The following is a 17,817-nucleotide window of genomic DNA, read 5'->3' as shown; positions in this document are numbered from 1 at the left end:
AAGTTCGTTTGATTTTATATAGAAAGGGAGTGTCCTTATTGCGTAAACCGATCATCGCGGGAAACTGGAAAATGAATAAAACTTTGCCAGAAGCGCTTGCTTTTGCCGAAGAAGTGAAAAATTCGGTGCCGAGCGAGTCTGTTGTCGACAGCGTGATTTGTGCTCCTGCGCTCTTCCTAGAACGCCTTGTGGAAGCCACAAAAGGCACCAGGGTGAAAATTGGTGCCCAAAACATGCACTTTGAAGAAAGCGGTGCTTTTACAGGTGAAATCAGCCCGGTTGCACTCGCTGATTTACACGTTGAATATGTCATTCTGGGACACTCTGAACGCCGTGAAATGTTTAATGAAACGGATGAAGCAGTTAACAAAAAAGTGAAAGCTGCTTTTGCGCATCATTTAACACCGATCGTATGCGTTGGAGAAACACTGGAACAACGTGAAAATAACGAAACAAAAGAACTTGTCGGTTCGCAGGTAAAAGCTGCTTTCGCCGGCCTTTCCGACGAAGAGGCGATAAAAACGGTTGTTGCCTATGAACCAATCTGGGCAATCGGCACCGGGAAATCTTCGACTGCCGAAGATGCCAACGAAGTTTGCGCGTATATCCGCAGCGTGATTGCGGAACAATTCAACCAGGATGTAGCAGATGCCGTGCGCATCCAATACGGCGGCAGCGTAAAACCGGGAAACATTAAAGAATTCATGCAACAGCCTGATATTGACGGTGCGTTAGTTGGAGGCGCAAGCCTTGATCCACAATCTTATTTGCAATTATTGGAGGCGGTAAGCCATGAGTAAAGCACCTGTGGCATTGATTATTTTAGATGGCTTTGGCTGCCGGAAAGAAACAAAAGGAAATGCAGTAGCCCAAGCAAATAAACCGAATTTTGACCGCTATTGGAAGGAATTCCCGCATAACCAGCTTGGCGCAAGCGGCGAAGCGGTAGGTCTTCCTGAAGGCCAAATGGGGAACTCCGAAGTCGGCCATACAAACATCGGTGCCGGCCGGATTGTATACCAAAACTTAACCCGCGTGGACATTTCGATCCGCGAAGGCGAATTTGGCAAAAACGAAACGTTCCTTGGCGCAATTGAGAATGTGAAAAAATATGGGACAGACCTTCATCTGTTTGGTTTGTTATCCGACGGCGGCGTGCACAGCCATATCCGCCATATGTTTGCGCTGTTGAAACTTGCTGCCGACCATGACGTGAAGAACGTTTATGTCCATGCTTTCCTAGACGGCCGTGATGTTGGCCCGAAAACAGCGGAAAAATACATTAAAGCAACGGAAGAAAAATTCAAAGAATATGGTGTTGGCCAATTTGCAACGGTTACCGGACGCTACTATTCCATGGACCGCGACAAACGCTGGGACCGTGTTGAAAAAGCATACCGTGCAATGGCGTATGGCGAAGGCCCGAAATATCCGAATGCAATGGCGGTTGTGGAAGATTCCTACAAAAACGGCATCTTTGATGAATTCGTTATTCCTTCCGTCATTACGAAAGAAGACGGGACGCCGGTTGCAACGATTAAAGACCATGATTCGGTCATTTTCTACAACTTCCGCCCGGACCGTGCCATCCAGATTTCCAACGCGTTTACGAACGAAGACTACCGTGAATTTGATCGCGGCGCAAACCATCCGAAAGATTTGTATTTCGTTTGCATGACCCATTTCTCTGAAACGGTAAAAGGTTATGTGGCGTTCAAACCGGTCAGCCTGGACAACACGATCGGCGAAGTTTTATCGCAGCATGGATTGAAACAGCTTCGCATTGCAGAAACTGAAAAATATCCGCACGTTACATTCTTTATGAACGGCGGGCGCGAAGAAAGATTCCCTGGAGAAGACCGGATTTTGATCAATTCTCCAAAAGTGGCCACATATGACCTGAAACCGGAAATGAGCGCGTATGAAGTAACGGATGCGTTGTTGGAACAAATCCGGAACGACAAATATGATGCCATCATTTTGAACTATGCGAACCCGGATATGGTCGGCCACTCCGGCATGCTGGAGCCAACCATTAAAGCAATTGAAGCTGTTGATGAATGCCTGGGTAAAGTCGTTGACCTCATTCTTGAAAAAGGCGGCTATGCGATTATTACCGCAGACCACGGCAACTCGGACGAAGTGGTTACGCCAGACGGTAAACCAATGACCGCACATACAACCAACCCGGTTCCTGTCATTATTACGAAAAAAGGCATTGAAGTGCGCGATGGCGGTATTCTTGCAGATTTGGCACCTACAATGCTTGACCTGCTGAACATTCCGCAGCCGAAAGAAATGACAGGTACTAGCTTGATTAAAAAATGAGAGTCCTAAATTTACGCATTAAAGGAGAGATTTGAATATGTCTTTGATTACTGATATTTACGCACGCGAAGTATTGGATTCCCGCGGTAATCCGACAGTTGAAGTAGAAGTTTACACAGAAGAAGGCGGTTTTGGCCGCGCATTGGTGCCAAGCGGCGCATCTACCGGCGAATACGAAGCAGTGGAACTTCGTGATAATGACAAAAACCGCTTCCTGGGCAAGGGCGTAGAAACGGCGGTTAAAAATGTAAATGAAACCATTGCAGAAGAAATCGTCGGCTATGATGTATTTAACCAAGTTGGCATTGATAAAGCGATGATCGAACTTGACGGCACACCAAACAAAGGCAAACTCGGCGCAAACGCGATCCTCGGCGTTTCCCTTGCAGTTGCCCGTGCTGCAGCTGATGAGCTTGGCGTTCCTTTGTATCAATATCTTGGCGGATTCAACGCAAAACAACTGCCGGTTCCAATGATGAACATCTTAAACGGCGGTGCGCATGCCGACAACAACGTTGATATCCAAGAATTCATGATCATGCCTGCAGGGGCTCCGAACTTTAAAGAAGCGCTCCGCATGGGTGCTGAAATTTTCCACAACTTGAAATCTGTATTAAAATCAAAAGGCTACAACACGGCTGTTGGTGACGAAGGCGGCTTTGCCCCGAACTTGAAATCGAACGAAGAAGCCCTTTCCACCATCATCGAAGCAATCGAAAAAGCAGGCTACAAACCGGGTGAACAAGTACTGCTTGCCATGGACGTTGCATCTTCCGAACTTTACAGCGATGAAGATGGCAAATACCATTTGGAAGGCGAAGGCAAAGTTTTGACTTCTGAAGAAATGGTAAACTGGTATGAAGAATTAATTTCTAAATACCCAATCATCTCGATCGAAGACGGTTTGGATGAAAACGACTGGGAAGGCCACAAAATGTTGACGGAACGCCTTGGCAAAAAAGTTCAGCTTGTTGGGGACGACTTGTTCGTAACAAACACTGAAAAACTTGCCCGCGGTATTCAAGAAGGCGTTGGTAACGCGATCCTGATCAAAGTTAACCAAATTGGTACTTTGACTGAAACCTTCAATGCGATTGAAATGGCAAAACGCGCAGGCTACACTGCGATCGTTTCCCACCGCTCAGGTGAAACGGAAGACAGCACAATCGCTGACATCGCTGTAGCGACAAACGCAGGCCAAATTAAAACAGGTGCTCCTTCACGTACTGACCGCGTAGCAAAATACAACCAATTGCTCCGCATTGAAGACGAATTAGGCGACACTGCCGAATTCCTGGGCAAAAATACTTTCTACAACTTGAAAAAATAATGTCATTACCGTTATGCGGGCTGCCCGGTTTTGAACCGGGCAGTTTTTCTTTTTTAGATTGAATATTTTTGCCGGCGCTCGAAAAGGTTAAAGGCTTGCACAGCACAGCCAAACTGTCTAATTAGAGCAGCCAACAAGACAAAAAAAGAGATCCGCGCATGCGAACTGTCTAATTAGAGCAGCCAACAAGACAAAAGGAGAGTGTCGCACGTCCGAATTGTCTAATTGGAACAGCCAAAAAGACAAAAGAAGAGCTCCGCGCGACCAAACTGTCTAATTAGAACAGCCAACAAGACAAAAGGAGAGAGCTGCACGTCCGAACTGTCTAATTAGCAGCCAAAAAGACACAAAAGGCGAACATCAGCCGCTCGAAATGCTCATACCGTTTACTGCTTTTCCTATCTCATCGTTGCATGCCAAACCTCTGATCGTTTTAACCCCTTTATTGATCCAAACTATGCTTTATGATAAACTATGAAATAAGGTATTGTCCGTTTCGGGAGGTGTGTGTCCATGCATACATTATTGCTTACGCTATTGGTTATAGATGCTGTCCTTTTAATTGCTGTGATCCTGTTGCAGCCGGGGAAAAGTACGGGATTATCCGGGGCGATTTCCGGCGGGGCCGAGCAGCTTTTCGGAAAACAAAAAGTGCGCGGGATTGATTTGATTTTGCACCGGATTACGATTGTGCTGGCGGTGTTGTTTTTCTTGCTGGCGATCGGACTTGCATATTTGGATTTATAAAATGTGCTGATCCTGGCCCGGACATGACGGACCAGGTTTTTTTGTGCGGAATGCTGGAATTTCCTGCTATGGTTTGTTACAAATAAAATTGAACAAAGGGCGACAGTGAATTTTCAGCAGGAAAAGAGGAGTTTTTTACGGATGATGAGAATTGTGATGCCTAAACCTTTTTTATTTGAAGGCGGCAAAAGGGCCGTCCTTCTTTTGCACGGATTTACGGGAAATTCAGCCGATGTTAGGATGCTCGGCCGGTTCCTTGAAAAGAAAGGGTACACCTGCCATGCACCGCAATACAAAGGGCATGGGGTGCCGCCGGAAAACCTGGTGCATACCGGGCCTGAAGATTGGTGGCAGGATGTCATGGCAGGATACCATTTATTAAAACAAAAAGGGTACGACGAAATTGCGGTGGCCGGATTGTCTTTGGGCGGGGTATTTTCTTTAAAATTGGGTTACACTGTACCTGTAAAGGGAATTATCACCATGTGCGCGCCGATGTACATAAAAAGCGAACAGACGATGTACGAAGGCGTCGTCCAGTACGCCCGTAAATACAAACAATTTGAAGGGAAAAGCGAAGAGCAGATTGAAAAGGAAATCCGGGAATTTAAAAAGACACCGATGAACACATTGAAATCGCTGCAAAGCTTAATCCAAGATGTCCGCAATCATGTGGACCATATTTATGCGCCTGTTTTTGTCGTGCAGGCGCGCCATGATGAAATGATTAAGCCGGAAAGCGCGAATATTATTTATTCCGAAGTGGAATCGGACCATAAACAAATCAAATGGTATGAACAATCCGGCCATGTCATTACGCTCGATAAGGAAAAAGAACAGCTCCATGAAGATGTTTACCAATTCCTTGAATCGCTTGACTGGCAGGAATAAACTTTCCCGCAAAGGAGGGAAAAAGATGGATCAACTCCGGCAAGATGTTGACAGAATTTTATCGTATATGAAAGAAGAAACGTACAAGCCGCTTACGGTCCAGGAACTGGAAAAAGCGTTCGGCATCCAGGATTCTTCCGAGTTTAAAGAATTTGTCAAAGTGCTTGTCTATATGGAAGAAAAAGGGCTTGTCATCCGCACGCGCAGCAACCGTTACGGCCTGCCGGAAAAAATGAATCTTGTGCGCGGAAAGCTGATCGGCCACCCGAAAGGCTTTGCTTTTGTGGCGCCGGATGAACCGGGGATGGATGATATTTTTATCCCGCCGCATGAAACAAACCATGCTTTAAACGGAGACACGGTCATCGTGCGCGTGTCAAGCAGAAGCTCCGGGCAGCGGCAGGAAGGAACCGTTGTGCGGATTTTGGAGCGCGGCCAGAAAGAAATCGTCGGCACGTATGTGGAAAGCCGGCACTTCGGCTTTGTTGTGCCGGATGACAAACGGTTCGGGAGCGATATCTTTATTCCGAAAACGGCAAACGGCGGCGCTGTCGAAGGCCATAAAGTGATCGTGCGCATTACTTCATATCCGGAAGGCACAAAAAATGCGGAAGGAGAAGTCATTCAAATTCTTGGCCATAAAAATGACCCAGGCGTTGATATTTTGTCGATAATCCATCAGTACGGGCTGCCGCAGGCTTTCCCGGACGAAGTGCTCGAACAGGCAAACGGGGTGCCGGATGAAATTGATGAACATGATATCGGCAACCGCCGCGATTTGCGGGATGAAGTAATTGTCACCATTGACGGGGCCGATGCGAAAGATTTGGATGATGCCGTCACCGTGCAAAAACTGCCGAACGGCCATTACAAGCTCGGTGTCCATATTGCCGATGTCAGCCATTATGTGCGCGAGGGCACGCCGATTGACCGCGAAGCCTTTGAACGTGGGACAAGCGTTTACCTCGTCGACCGCGTGATTCCAATGATCCCGCACCGGCTGTCAAACGGCATATGTTCACTCAATCCAAGGGTGAATCGTTTCACGCTGTCGTGCGAAATGGAAATTGATGAAAACGGCACGGTTGTGGATCATGAAATTTTCGAAAGTATCATCAAAACGACAGAGCGGATGACATACGGGGATGTCAATAAAATCCTTGTCGACCATGACGAAGCGTTGCGGAAACGGTACGAACCGCTTGTTCCGATGTTTGAAACGATGGCCGAGCTGGCGGACATTTTACGAAAAAAAAGGATGCAGCGCGGCGCTATCGACTTTGATTTTAAAGAAGCAAAAGTTCTTGTGGATGAAAACGGCAAGCCGCGTGACGTCGTGCTGCGTGAACGGTCGGTTGCGGAAAAACTGATCGAAGAATTTATGCTTGCGGCGAATGAAACAGTTGCCGAGCATTTTTACTGGCTGGACGTGCCGTTTATTTACCGGATCCACGAAGAGCCGAAAGCGGATAAACTGCAGCGTTTTTTTGAATTTATTACGAATTTCGGCCTGATTGTGCGGGGCACCGCGAATTCGGTCCATCCACGGGCGCTTCAGGAAATTCTCGATACGGTAGAAGGCCGGCCGGAAGAAATGGTTGTTTCGACAGTCATGCTGCGCTCGATGCAGCAGGCAAAATACGACCCGGAATGCATCGGGCACTTCGGTTTGTCCACGAAATTTTACACGCATTTCACTTCGCCGATCCGCCGTTATCCGGACTTGATCGTACACCGGCTGATCCGGACTTATTTAATTGACGGGAGAATGGACGAAGAAACGAAGGAAAAATGGAAAGAGATATTACTTGAAATTGCCGACCATTCTTCGAAAATGGAACGCCGGGCTGTTGATGCCGAACGCGATACCGATGAACTGAAGAAAGCCGAATTTATGGAAGATAAAATTGGCGAGGAGTTCGACGGGATCATCAGTTCGGTCACGAATTTCGGGATGTTTGTCGAATTGCCGAATACGATTGAAGGGCTTGTCCATGTCAGCTATATGACCGATGACTATTACCATTACAATGAACGGCAATATGCGATGATCGGCGAGCGGACCGGGAATGTGTTCCGGATCGGGGACGAAATCCGCGTCCGGGTGCTGAATGTTAACAAAGAAGAACGCAACATCGATTTTGAAATTGTCGGCATGAAAAACAACCGGCGGGCAAGAATAGAAGAACGGCCGAAAAAAATCGTGAAAGTCCGTGCTGCCAATTCTTCCCGGCCGCACAAGCACAATGCCGCCCATGAAGAGTGGTCCACGAGGCCGCCGAAAAAGAAAAAGAAAAAAGCAAAACGGAGGTAACCGGGCTCGCCCGGCTGCCTTCTTCGGAGGGGAAACAAGATGCCAAAAGGTGAAGGGAAAGTGCTGGCGCAAAACAAGAAAGCAAGCCATGACTATTTTATCGAAGAAACATATGAAGCCGGTCTTGTCCTGCAGGGGACGGAAATCAAATCGATCCGCGCAGGGCGTGTGAATTTGCGCGATTCGTTTGCACGGGTGGAAAAAGGGGAAGTATATGTATACGGCATGCACATCAGTCCGTATGAACAGGGAAACCGATACAACCACGACCCGCTCCGTCCGAGGAAAATTTTGCTCCACCGCAGGGAAATCGACAAACTGGCCGGCGTTGTAAAAGAGCAGGGTTATTCTTTAATCCCGCTGAAAATTTACATTAAAAACGGTTATGCAAAAGTTTTGATCGGCCTGGCGCGCGGGAAAAAGAATTACGATAAGCGCGAAGCTTTGAAAAAGAAAGAAGCGGCCCGCGAGATCGAACGCGCCTTTAAAGCAAGACAGCATTAGGCAAAAACTAACAATTGCATCATAAGGAATTCATGTTATAATATTATCTGTAAGCCAGTTAGATGTGACAGCTCAAATCATCCAAGACTCCCTTTTTATACCGGGGACGTTACGGATTCGACAGGGATAGATCGAGCTTGAGCTGCGAGCCGGGGGGACGTCCCCGTAAAAACGCAAGCCTAAATATAACTGGCAAATCTAATCAAAACCTCGCTTTAGCTGCCTAATAAGCGCTAAGCGGATCCTCCCTCCATCGCCCATGTGGTAGGGTAAGGGTCTCAACTTGAGTGGGATACGCCGGCTGTCCTCCGCCTGGGGACGAAGGAAGAGACCAATCAGGCTAGCGCGCTGGATGCCCGCCGATAGGCAAAAGGCCGCGCGAAACGCGAATATATCGGCTACGCTCGTAGATGCTTGAGTGGCGATATTTCTGGACGTGGGTTCGACTCCCACCGTCTCCATAAAACGAAATCAATGGATTTCAAACTGATCCAAAGCCCTTGTATATCAAGGGTTTTTTTATTTTTACCATTTCATTTGATTTTATTGAATATCAAACATCCGTAGTCAAAAACGTATTCAAGAAATCATTAGATGTTAGATTAAATTAGATTGATGGGCAGCAAAATTGGTGTGGTAAAATTGAGAAAGACAATGATATTTTACTCTAATATTTTGGGGTCTTGGAGGTATTGAGAAATATGGAAGAAACAGTTAGCTATCAAGTGAAAAGCCATTCATTCGATGATATTATCTCCAATTTAGAACGGGAAGACATGGCACAACGTGATCGTGGAACCCTTTTTGAGCTATTGGTTACAGCATATCTGAAGAAAGAACCAATGTATGCACGGTTATTTGATGAAGTATGGATGTTATCGGATGTTCCTGAAGAATATGGAATTCCGAAGAAAGATACAGGTGTAGACTTAGTTGCCCGAAAAAGGGAAACTGGTGAGTTGGTTGCTGTTCAGTGTAAATATTATTCGAAAAATATGACAATCCAAAAGTCGCATATTGATTCTTTCTTAAATGAAGTGGGGAAGAGCTATTATGCAGAAGGGATTATTGTAACTTCAACGGACAAGTGGAGCAGTAATGCGAACAACGCTTTATTAGACCGTGACAAAAACATTGCTCGTATTGGTTTGTCGCAATTGCGTGAGAGTGAGATTGATTGGTCACAGTTCTCCTTTGATAATCCGCAGAAAATTGCGTTGAAGTCACCTAAGAAACCACGTTCTCACCAGATTCCTGCTATTGAGGCAGTAGTAAATGGTTTTGAAACGGCTGACCGTGGAAAGTTGATTATGGCTCCCGGTACAGGAAAAACATATACTTCTATGGTAATTGCCGAAAGGATGGCAGAGAAGAAAAATGGTACATTCAGGGTATTATATCTTGTACCTAGTATTCAGTTGCTTTCCCAATCTTTAAGAGGCTGGACTGCCGATTCTAAGTATCGTGAGGATATGGAAACTTTTGCGGTTTGTTCGGATAGAAAAGTTACAAAAAAGGCAAAAGGTGAAAACGAGATTGAGGATATAGCGGCAGCAGATTTAGGTTATCCGGCTACGACTGATTATCGCAAGTTACTGGAGCATCAGAAGCTTATTGATTCGGCGGATCACCAAAGCAAATTCTTAGTCGTGTTCTCAACATATCAGTCCATTGACGTAATTATTGAGGCTCAGAAAAATGGCTTTTATGAGTTCGATTTGGTTGTCTGTGATGAAGCTCATCGTACAACCGGAGCAACCGAAGTGGGAAAAGAAGCTAGTGCTTTTGTGAAAGTACATAGCAATGACAATATTAAAGCTAAAAAACGTCTGTATCAAACGGCTACTCCTCGTATTTATGGTGATGATGCAAAGAAGAAAGCTGATGAATTGTCTGTTGTTATTGCAGATATGAATGATAAAGAAATTTATGGTGAAGAGTTTTACCGAATTGGATTTGGAGATGCCGTAAATAAAGGGATTTTAACGGACTATAAAGTTATGGTTCTGGCTGTTGATGAAGAAGTAATTGCCCGTCGTTTTCAAAAGATGCTGGCGAATAAGCGTGATACAGAACTTGAATTTGATGATGTAACGAAAATTATCGGCTGTTGGAATGGGTTGATCAAACGTAAGAGTAATTCTAATGTGATTTCTGCTAATCCAATGAAGCGGGCTATTGCTTTTGCTGGAACGATTCGTGAGTCGAAGTTGATTAAGGAAATGTTTACAGAAGTTGTTGATATGTATATCAATGAATCAGGAGGCCAAACAGAGCCGGTTCGAATTGAAATAGACCATGCGGACGGTTCGATGAATGCCCTGCAGAAGAATGAGAAAATTTCTTGGCTGAAGGCAGAAGTTCCACCAAATACTTGTCGTATCCTTACTAATGCACGCTTCCTTACAGAGGGTGTAGACGTTCCGGATTTGGACGCAGTTATGTTTTTAAAACCTCGTAAATCACGTATTGACATTGCACAAGCAGTAGGACGAGTTATGCGTAAAGCAGAAGGAAAAGATTATGGTTATGTCATCCTTCCTATCGGTATTCCTGCAGGTGTTGATGAAAATACGGTCTTAGATAAAAATGAGAAGTATCAAGTAGTTTGGGACGTTCTAAATGCGTTGCGTTCGTTAGACGAACGTTTTGATGCAATGATCAATAAATTGGAATTGAACAAAAAGAAACCTGACCAGTTGCAAGTTATTGGGGTTGGTTCCGCACCTGATGAAAGCGAAGGTGGATTTATTGTTGCTGAACCAGTATCTGAACAGTTGGCTTTTAATCTTGATGAAGATGATTTCTCGGAAATTGAACGTGCGATTTATGGCAAAATTGTAAAGAAGGTTGGGAATGTACGTTATTGGGAAGATTGGTCAAAAGATGTTGCTGAAATTGCACAACAACACATGATGCGTATTCGAGTAATGTTGGAAGATACCAACAGCGAAACGTATATGGCATTTCAAAAGTTTCTTTCTGGGTTACGTCATAACATCAATAATTCTATATCAGAAAAACAAGCGATTGAAATGTTGGCACAACACCTGATTACAAAACCAGTTTTTGAAGCACTGTTTGATTCATATAGCTTTGTGAACAATAACCCCGTTTCACAAGCTATGGATGCTGTGTTGAAGGTTATGGATGAACAAGGGCTTGTAAAAGAACAGGAACGTTTGAAAGGCTTCTATGAAAGTGTGCGTGTGCGTGCTGAGGGGATAGATAATCTAAAAGCGAAACAGGACATAATCGTCCAGTTGTACGATAAGTTCTTTAAAGTTGGGTTTAAAGAAACAACCGAACGTTTGGGAATTGTGTTTACCCCTGTTGAAGTGGTGGATTTCATTATTCACTCCGTTAATGATGTATTGAAAAAGTACTTTGGTAAGTCAATTAGCGATGAAGGAGTTCACATCCTTGATCCATTTACGGGTACTGGTACGTTTATCGTGAGGTTGCTGCAAAGTGGATTAATTTCAAAAGAGGATTTGTTGCGCAAGTACACTCAAGAACTTCATGCGAATGAGATTGTACTGTTGAGTTACTATATCGCTGCTATCAATATTGAAGAAACCTTCCATTCCATAATGGAGGGCGATTATAAACCATTTGAGGGCATTGTTTTAACGGATACGTTTGAAAGTACCGAGAAAGAGGATTCATTTGAGGACGAGTTGTTTGGGGAAAATAATGAGCGACTTGAAAAGCAACGAAGGAAGCCTATTTTTGCTATAATTGGGAATCCTCCATATTCAATAGGGCAAACGAATGCGAACGACAACAATCAAAATCAATCATATCCTAAATTAGATGAACGCATAGATTCAACCTATGCCCGCTATTCATCAGCTAGCTTAAAGAAGAGCTTGTATGATTCCTATATTAAAGCGTTTCGCTGGGCAAGCGATCGTATCGGGAGTAAAGGCGTAATTGGTTTTGTTACTAACGGTTCATTTATTGATAGTAATAGCACGGATGGTTTGCGGAAGTGTTGGTACAATGAATTTAACTATGTTTATATTTTTAATTTACGTGGCGATCAAAGAACATTGGGTGAAAAATCTCGCCAAGAAGGCGGAAAGATTTTCGGCTCAGGAAGTAGAACCCCGATTGCGATCACAGTTCTTGTGAAGGACGGGACAGATAACCATAAAATTTATTATCATGATATTGGCGACTATCTTTCTCGTGAACAAAAATTGTCAATCATTTCCGATTTCGCTTCTGTAGATGGCATAAAGTGGACCGAAATCAAACCTGACGCAAATAATGATTGGATAAATCAACGTGATCAAAATTACGATAAATATGACGCAATGGATGGCGGAGTGTTCATAAATAAAGCAATTGGTGTCAGCACAAACCGTGATGCTTGGATATATGGATTCAGTCGAGATAATGTGATAAACAATACTAAACGAATGGTTGAAAATTTCAATTCAGAAGTTGTACGTTTGAGTTATATAAAAGATGAAAAAAAGAGAATTAATCAAACCAATAATTCTGGTGACTTTATTAAATGGAGTACAGGACTCAAGCAGAAACTAGCTAAAGGTACAAGAATTCAATTGGATGATAAGTCACTAATAAGAAGCATGTATCGCCCTTTCACAAAGAAATATTTGTTTTATCAAACGGATGTGATTGAACGTCCTAGTAAATACAAGGATGTTTTCGGATCAGAGAACAAAGTTATTTATATTACTGGTGCCGGGTCTAGTAGAGATTTCTCCTGTTTGATTGTAGACAAAATTCCAAACTTGGATTTATTGGAAAAGGGACAAGGATTTTATCGGTATGATAATAGCGTAACACATGATTTATTACTAGATACGAGCAACATAAACGATTCATTCAAGAAAAAATTAAATCTCTCAGATGATGATGTATTTTATTATGTTTATGGTGTTTTACACTCAAAAGAGTATCGTGAAAAGTACGCTAATAATTTGAAGAAGGAATTGCCACGTATCCCTGTTTTAAAAAATAAAGAAAAGTTTGTTGATATAGGTCGAAAATTAGCTGACTTACACCTTAACTACGAAATGGTTGAACCATATTCAGACGTTGTAATTGAAGCTAAAGCAAATCCTTCGTACAAGGTTAAAAAGATGAAACACCCTAAGAAAGATGTATTGGACAAAATTGTGTTCAATACTGACATTACGATTTTGAATATTCCTGAGAAGGCATATGAGTACGTGGTAAATGGTCGTCCTGCAATTGAATGGATTATTGACCAGTATCAAGTGAAGACGGATAAGAATTCTGGTATCGTTGATGATCCTAACTTGTACTCTGATGATGAACGTTATGTTTTTGATTTGCTACTACGCATCATTAATGTATCTGTTCAAACAGTGGATTTGGTAAACAGTTTGCCGCCGCTGGAAATTGTTGATGTAAGAAAATAAAGGCATAAGCATTATTCGTCTGCAAAAGTTTCTTGCAGTCCCACTTGACGTTTAGATAAACGGAATGGATTTATGTGAAAATGTTCAAGATCACTCTTATTGCTTAAGTATCCTACCCGAAGGATGAATTACTCACGGGCAATAAATAGAGGCGGGAGTTTGAAAGCCCAGGGACTGGTGGAATCTTTCATGGTTATAGAAATGGATATAGTTACCAATCTCTTTTCTTGCTTCTCTTGGAGAATTGTAGTCTTTTAAATACACTTCTTCATACTTGATCGTTCGCCAAAACCTCTCGGTGATGATATTATCAAGGGCTCTCTTTTTGCCGTCCATACTGATTTTAATCTTATTTTGAAGCACGAGATCAGTGTATTTTGGACTGATAAAATGGCTGCCTTGATCACTATTTAAAATCTCTGGCCTGGCGACTGAGAATGCCCGTTTTACTGCTTTCAGCACGAAGTCGATCTTAAGGGTCTGGTCCATTATACTCCACCTGGATAAGGGGCAATCCCAACATCCTATAAAAGCTGAGAATATAAATGATTGCTAATTTCTGAGACTCCTGCGGGAAAAGCGAGCAAGAAGAGACCCAGTGTGCTTGAAGGACGAGCGGTGAGGCTCGCGTCGCGTGTGGAAAGCGAGTAATTTTGCTATCATCAAAAAGGGGTGCCCCATGTGCCCGGTTGAACGGCTTTTGGAATTTCCCCTTATCTAGGGAAGCAAGCAAAGCGCAACAGCCAAAAGCGTACAAAAAGAATGTCTGGAAATCACTGACTTTTAAACAATGTCGAGAAAAACTTGACACATACCAGGCTATATAATCATTTTACTTCTATGTAAATTTATGTTATAAAGAGTCTGTCAGGAAAAATTGTTTCTTATTTGGCTACTTTTTGAGAATGTAAAATGAATATACAACAAAAATACATGCGGGAGTTCATGACAGTGGGAACGACAACAGACAAAAAACCTTATGGCACCGTTTTAATTCGGGCAAAAGACATATTGGATTATTTGGAACACAGGGTTGACCCGGTTAATCTGCAGGAAATTTGCACAGCTTTAAATACAAGCAAATCTACCGTATTAAAGATTTTAAATACGCTCTGCTCCATAGATTTTGTCAAACGCGATGAAGAAACGAAAAAATATACGCTCGGCACCGCACTGATCCGCTACGGGGAAACCGCCCGTAAATCATTCAACATTGTAAATGTTGCGGAGCCTGAATTGGTAGAGCTGAATGAAAAAATTGGAGAAACGATTCATTTGGGCGTATATGACCGCGATCATATTGTGTATGTTAAAAAGTTGAATGGAAAAGGGCAAATTATTTTAAGCTCACAAGTAGGGCATACATTGCCGTTGTACTGTTCCGCAATGGGGAAAGCGTATTTGGCTGAACAAAGCGAAGAAGACATACGGGGTTATTTGGCGCGGACAAAATTGGAAAAAAGGACCGAAAATACGATTACAGATCCTGAAGAGCTGTTAAAAAATTTGAAGGAAATAAAGCAACTCGGCTACGCGATTGATAACCAGGAAAATGAAGACGAAATTTTTTGCATCAGCACGGTCATCAAGCGGAATGGCAAAATTGAAGGGATCATGAGTGTCAGTTCCCCGATTTTCCGGATGAGTGAGGAAAAGAAAAACGAAATTATTGACCTGGTGAAACAGGCACGGCGAAAAATTGAAAATAAAATGAATGGTTGATTTACGGAAAAACTTGTTCCTAAAACAGGAGCAAGTTTTTTTATTTTATTTTTCATGAAATGGTTTACACAAAGTTGCCGTTAATGTAAAATAAAATTGTGTTTATTATATATAAATAAAGTTTATTATAAAGAAACAAAAGGAGTGTGGCATCATGAAAAAAATTGAAATATTACAGGCTTTAGAAAAAAACGGTATTGTCGCTGTTTTGCGGGCGGATTCTGTTGAGAAAGCTTTGGACATCACAGATGCCTTAATTGCCGGGGGCATTAAAAGTATTGAACTGACTTTTACAGTTCCAAATGCTGATGTTGCGATCCGAAAAATTACAAAACAATATACAGACCATCAGGATGTTTTGATTGGCGCCGGTACCGTCCTTGACGCCCCAACCGCCCAAATTGCGCTGATGTCAGGTGCCAAGTTCATTGTTGCGCCAACCTTCGATGCTGATACGGCTGCTTTGTGCAATCTTTATCAAGTCCCTTATATTCCGGGTTGCATGACCGTGAATGAAATGAAAACAGCAATGCAGGCAGGAGCGGAAGTGATTAAGCTGTTCCCAAGCAATATCGTTGGCCCTGCATTTGTAAAAGATGTAAAAGCGCCGTTGCCGCAATTGGAAATTATGCCTTCAGGCGGAATCAACCTGGATAATATGTGCGACTGGATAAATGCTGGCTGCAAAATCCTTGGCGTTGGCGGAAGTTTATTAAAGCACGCAGAAACCAATCAATTCGAAAAAGTTACCGAGACTGCCCAAGCATTCATGCAAAAATACAAACAGCTGCGTGAAGCGCAACAATTGAGGGGTCAATATGCCTAAAATTTTAACACTTGGGGAAATTTTGTTGCGACTTTCAACTTGTTCAGGGGATTTATTGTCTTGCAGCCAATCATTAAATGTGAATTACGGCGGGTCGGAAGCCAATGTCGCTTCAACATTGGCCCACTTCGGTCATGATGTTTCTTTTGCCAGCATGGTGCCGAATTCGCCTTTGGGGACGGCAGCCGTAAGAAATCTCCGCGCCAACGGGATTGATACTTCCCATCTCTTGTTTGGAGGAAAGCGTCTGGGCATTTATTTTTTGGAACAAGGGAGCACCCTGCGCAATTCAAAAGTGATTTACGACAGGGAACATTCAAGTTTTTGCCAAATGGATATCCATGAGTGGGATTTTGACCGGCTTTTTGAAAATGTTTCGCTCTTTCACATTTCCGGTATCACATTTGCTTTATCCGAATCTTGGAAAAAGAATGGGCAAATACTGGTAAAAGCGGCATATGACCGCGGCATCCCGGTCAGTTTCGACATCAATTTCCGGCAGGCCATGTGGACGCTTGAAGAAGCGAAAGAGGCCATTATCCCGATTTTGCCGATGGTCAGCTATTGCTGTGCGAACTATATGGATGCCCGTAACTTCTTTGAGATTGACGCATCTGTTGCGGTGCCCGGCAATATGGAGGAATGCTACCGGAAGATCAGCCAAATTTACCCTAACATCCGTGCGCTTTACGCAACGGATCGGTATGTCATCTCCCCGTCCTGTAATGAATTGCAGGGAATGTTATGGATTAAAGGGGAGTTTAAAAAATCTGAGCGGTATCACCTTTTTCCGATCGTAGACCGGATCGGCGGCGGCGATGCATATGTTGCAGGAATCCTCCACGGGATATTAACAGGAATGGAAGCGGAACAAACCGTACAATTTGCTACCGCAGCGTCCGTCCTAAAACATTCCATCAATGGGGATATGCTGCCGCTGACAGAAAGGGATGTCAAATCATGGCTCGATACTCCCGGCCGGGAAGTCGTCCGCTGATTATTGTTTGTCTATTTGTTGAATAAGGAAAAAAATAATAAAAAGCTATTGAATAAATTTGTAAGCGCACTATAATAAAAAATGTAAGCATGAATGAGAAACATGGTTTCCAAATAATAAATATAGGAGGGATAAAGGTGATCAAGTTATCCAATTCATATTTTAAAGACTTGCCCCGTTATCCAACAAAAGCCATTCAATTTGGAGATGGAAATTTTCTCCGTGCTTTTGTCGATTGGCAGATACAGCAAATGAATAAAAAAGGTCTTTTTGAAGGTGGTGTAACGATTGTTCAATCATTACCAACCGGCAGAGTCGGGCAATTAGCAGAACAGGATTATTTATTTACTGTATTGCTTGAAGGAAAATCCCATGGAGAAAATATACAAACCCATGAAATTATTTCTTCCGTCAATACCGGAATCAATCCTTATGAAAATTATGATGCCTATTTACGCTTGGCGGAAGATGAAAATGTCCGGTTTATTTTCTCCAATACAACGGAAGCCGGCATTGCCTATCATGAAGGAGATGCATTATCCGACCGGCCGCCGGTAAGCTTTCCGGCAAAACTGACAGCTTTGCTTTATGAGAGGTTTAAAGCTGGCAAAAAGGGATTTTATATTATCCCATGTGAACTGATTGAAGATAACGGAAAACATTTAAAAAATATTGTACTTCGTTACGCAGATGAGTGGAAACTTGGTGAAGCATTTACGAGTGAGTCAAGTTTTTGCG

The 17,817-nt window shown here is 43.2% G+C and carries 12 protein-coding genes, 1 other RNA gene and 1 pseudogene; 13 read left to right on the top strand and 1 reads right to left on the bottom strand.

The features are described 5' to 3' along the window. The first annotated feature begins 38 nt into the window (after positions 1-38). The 9 genes from tpiA (at position 39) to GBH70_RS12200 (ending at position 13,534) form a co-directional block, all read left to right on the top strand. Positions 39-800 carry a triose-phosphate isomerase gene (gene tpiA / locus GBH70_RS12240; protein ID WP_151681308.1) on the top strand — a complete coding sequence of 254 codons (762 nt, stop codon included), beginning with the start codon at positions 39-41 and terminating at the stop codon, positions 798-800. Continuing rightward, on the top strand, positions 793-2,328 hold the full coding sequence (gene gpmI / locus GBH70_RS12235; RefSeq protein WP_151681307.1) for a 2,3-bisphosphoglycerate-independent phosphoglycerate mutase: 1,536 nt from the start codon (positions 793-795) through the stop codon (positions 2,326-2,328). The genes tpiA and gpmI overlap by 8 nt, the downstream gene beginning before the upstream one ends. Before the next feature lie 37 nt (positions 2,329-2,365). Further along, a complete protein-coding gene (gene eno, locus GBH70_RS12230) occupies positions 2,366-3,658 on the top strand; it encodes a phosphopyruvate hydratase (RefSeq protein ID WP_151681306.1) in 1,293 nt (430 codons plus the stop codon). A gap of 513 nt (positions 3,659-4,171) precedes the next feature. Next, positions 4,172-4,405: a preprotein translocase subunit SecG gene (secG, locus tag GBH70_RS12225; protein WP_151681305.1), complete on the top strand. Its 234-nt coding sequence runs from the start codon at positions 4,172-4,174 to the stop codon at positions 4,403-4,405. A gap of 141 nt (positions 4,406-4,546) precedes the next feature. Next, a complete protein-coding gene (locus tag GBH70_RS12220; RefSeq protein WP_269467540.1) occupies positions 4,547-5,296 on the top strand; it encodes an alpha/beta hydrolase in 750 nt (249 codons plus the stop codon). A gap of 25 nt (positions 5,297-5,321) precedes the next feature. Beyond that, on the top strand, positions 5,322-7,610 hold the full coding sequence (rnr, locus tag GBH70_RS12215; protein WP_151681304.1) for a ribonuclease R: 2,289 nt from the start codon (positions 5,322-5,324) through the stop codon (positions 7,608-7,610). Positions 7,611-7,649: 39 nt separating this feature from the next. Continuing rightward, positions 7,650-8,114: an SsrA-binding protein SmpB gene (gene smpB / locus GBH70_RS12210; protein WP_151681303.1), complete on the top strand. Its 465-nt coding sequence runs from the start codon at positions 7,650-7,652 to the stop codon at positions 8,112-8,114. Positions 8,115-8,216: 102 nt separating this feature from the next. After that, positions 8,217-8,578: a transfer-messenger RNA gene (gene ssrA, locus GBH70_RS12205) on the top strand. A gap of 237 nt (positions 8,579-8,815) precedes the next feature. Beyond that, positions 8,816-13,534 (top strand): DEAD/DEAH box helicase, encoded by a 4,719-nt coding sequence (locus GBH70_RS12200; RefSeq protein WP_151681302.1) that lies wholly within the window; start codon positions 8,816-8,818, stop codon positions 13,532-13,534. A gap of 132 nt (positions 13,535-13,666) precedes the next feature. Here the strand turns inward: GBH70_RS12200 and GBH70_RS12195 are convergent. Beyond that, a pseudogene (locus tag GBH70_RS12195) lies at positions 13,667-14,023 on the bottom strand (transposase); the annotation flags it as partial. A 462-nt stretch (positions 14,024-14,485) separates the two neighbouring features. Here GBH70_RS12195 and GBH70_RS12190 point away from each other — a divergent pair. From GBH70_RS12190 to GBH70_RS12175, 4 genes are all read left to right on the top strand, one after another. Next, positions 14,486-15,256: an IclR family transcriptional regulator gene (locus GBH70_RS12190; RefSeq protein WP_151681300.1), complete on the top strand. Its 771-nt coding sequence runs from the start codon at positions 14,486-14,488 to the stop codon at positions 15,254-15,256. Positions 15,257-15,410: 154 nt separating this feature from the next. Continuing rightward, complete coding sequence (locus GBH70_RS12185; RefSeq protein WP_151681299.1) at positions 15,411-16,082, top strand: bifunctional 4-hydroxy-2-oxoglutarate aldolase/2-dehydro-3-deoxy-phosphogluconate aldolase; 672 nt, start codon at positions 15,411-15,413, stop codon at positions 16,080-16,082. Then, entirely contained in the window at positions 16,075-17,079 is a 1,005-nt protein-coding gene (locus tag GBH70_RS12180) for a sugar kinase (RefSeq protein WP_151681298.1), read from the top strand. The genes GBH70_RS12185 and GBH70_RS12180 overlap by 8 nt, the downstream gene beginning before the upstream one ends. An 89-nt stretch (positions 17,080-17,168) precedes the next feature. Next, positions 17,169-17,817, top strand: a 649-nt coding sequence (locus GBH70_RS12175) for a mannitol dehydrogenase family protein (RefSeq protein ID WP_503827275.1), incomplete at its 3' end; no start/stop codon positions are given.

Origin of the sequence: Weizmannia acidilactici (genome assembly GCF_008974225.1) — a bacterium.
GTDB lineage: Bacteria > Bacillota > Bacilli > Bacillales > Bacillaceae_C > Weizmannia > Weizmannia acidilactici.
The sequence above is the reverse complement of the archived record's forward strand: the minus strand, read 5'-3'. Positions and strand labels throughout refer to the sequence as shown.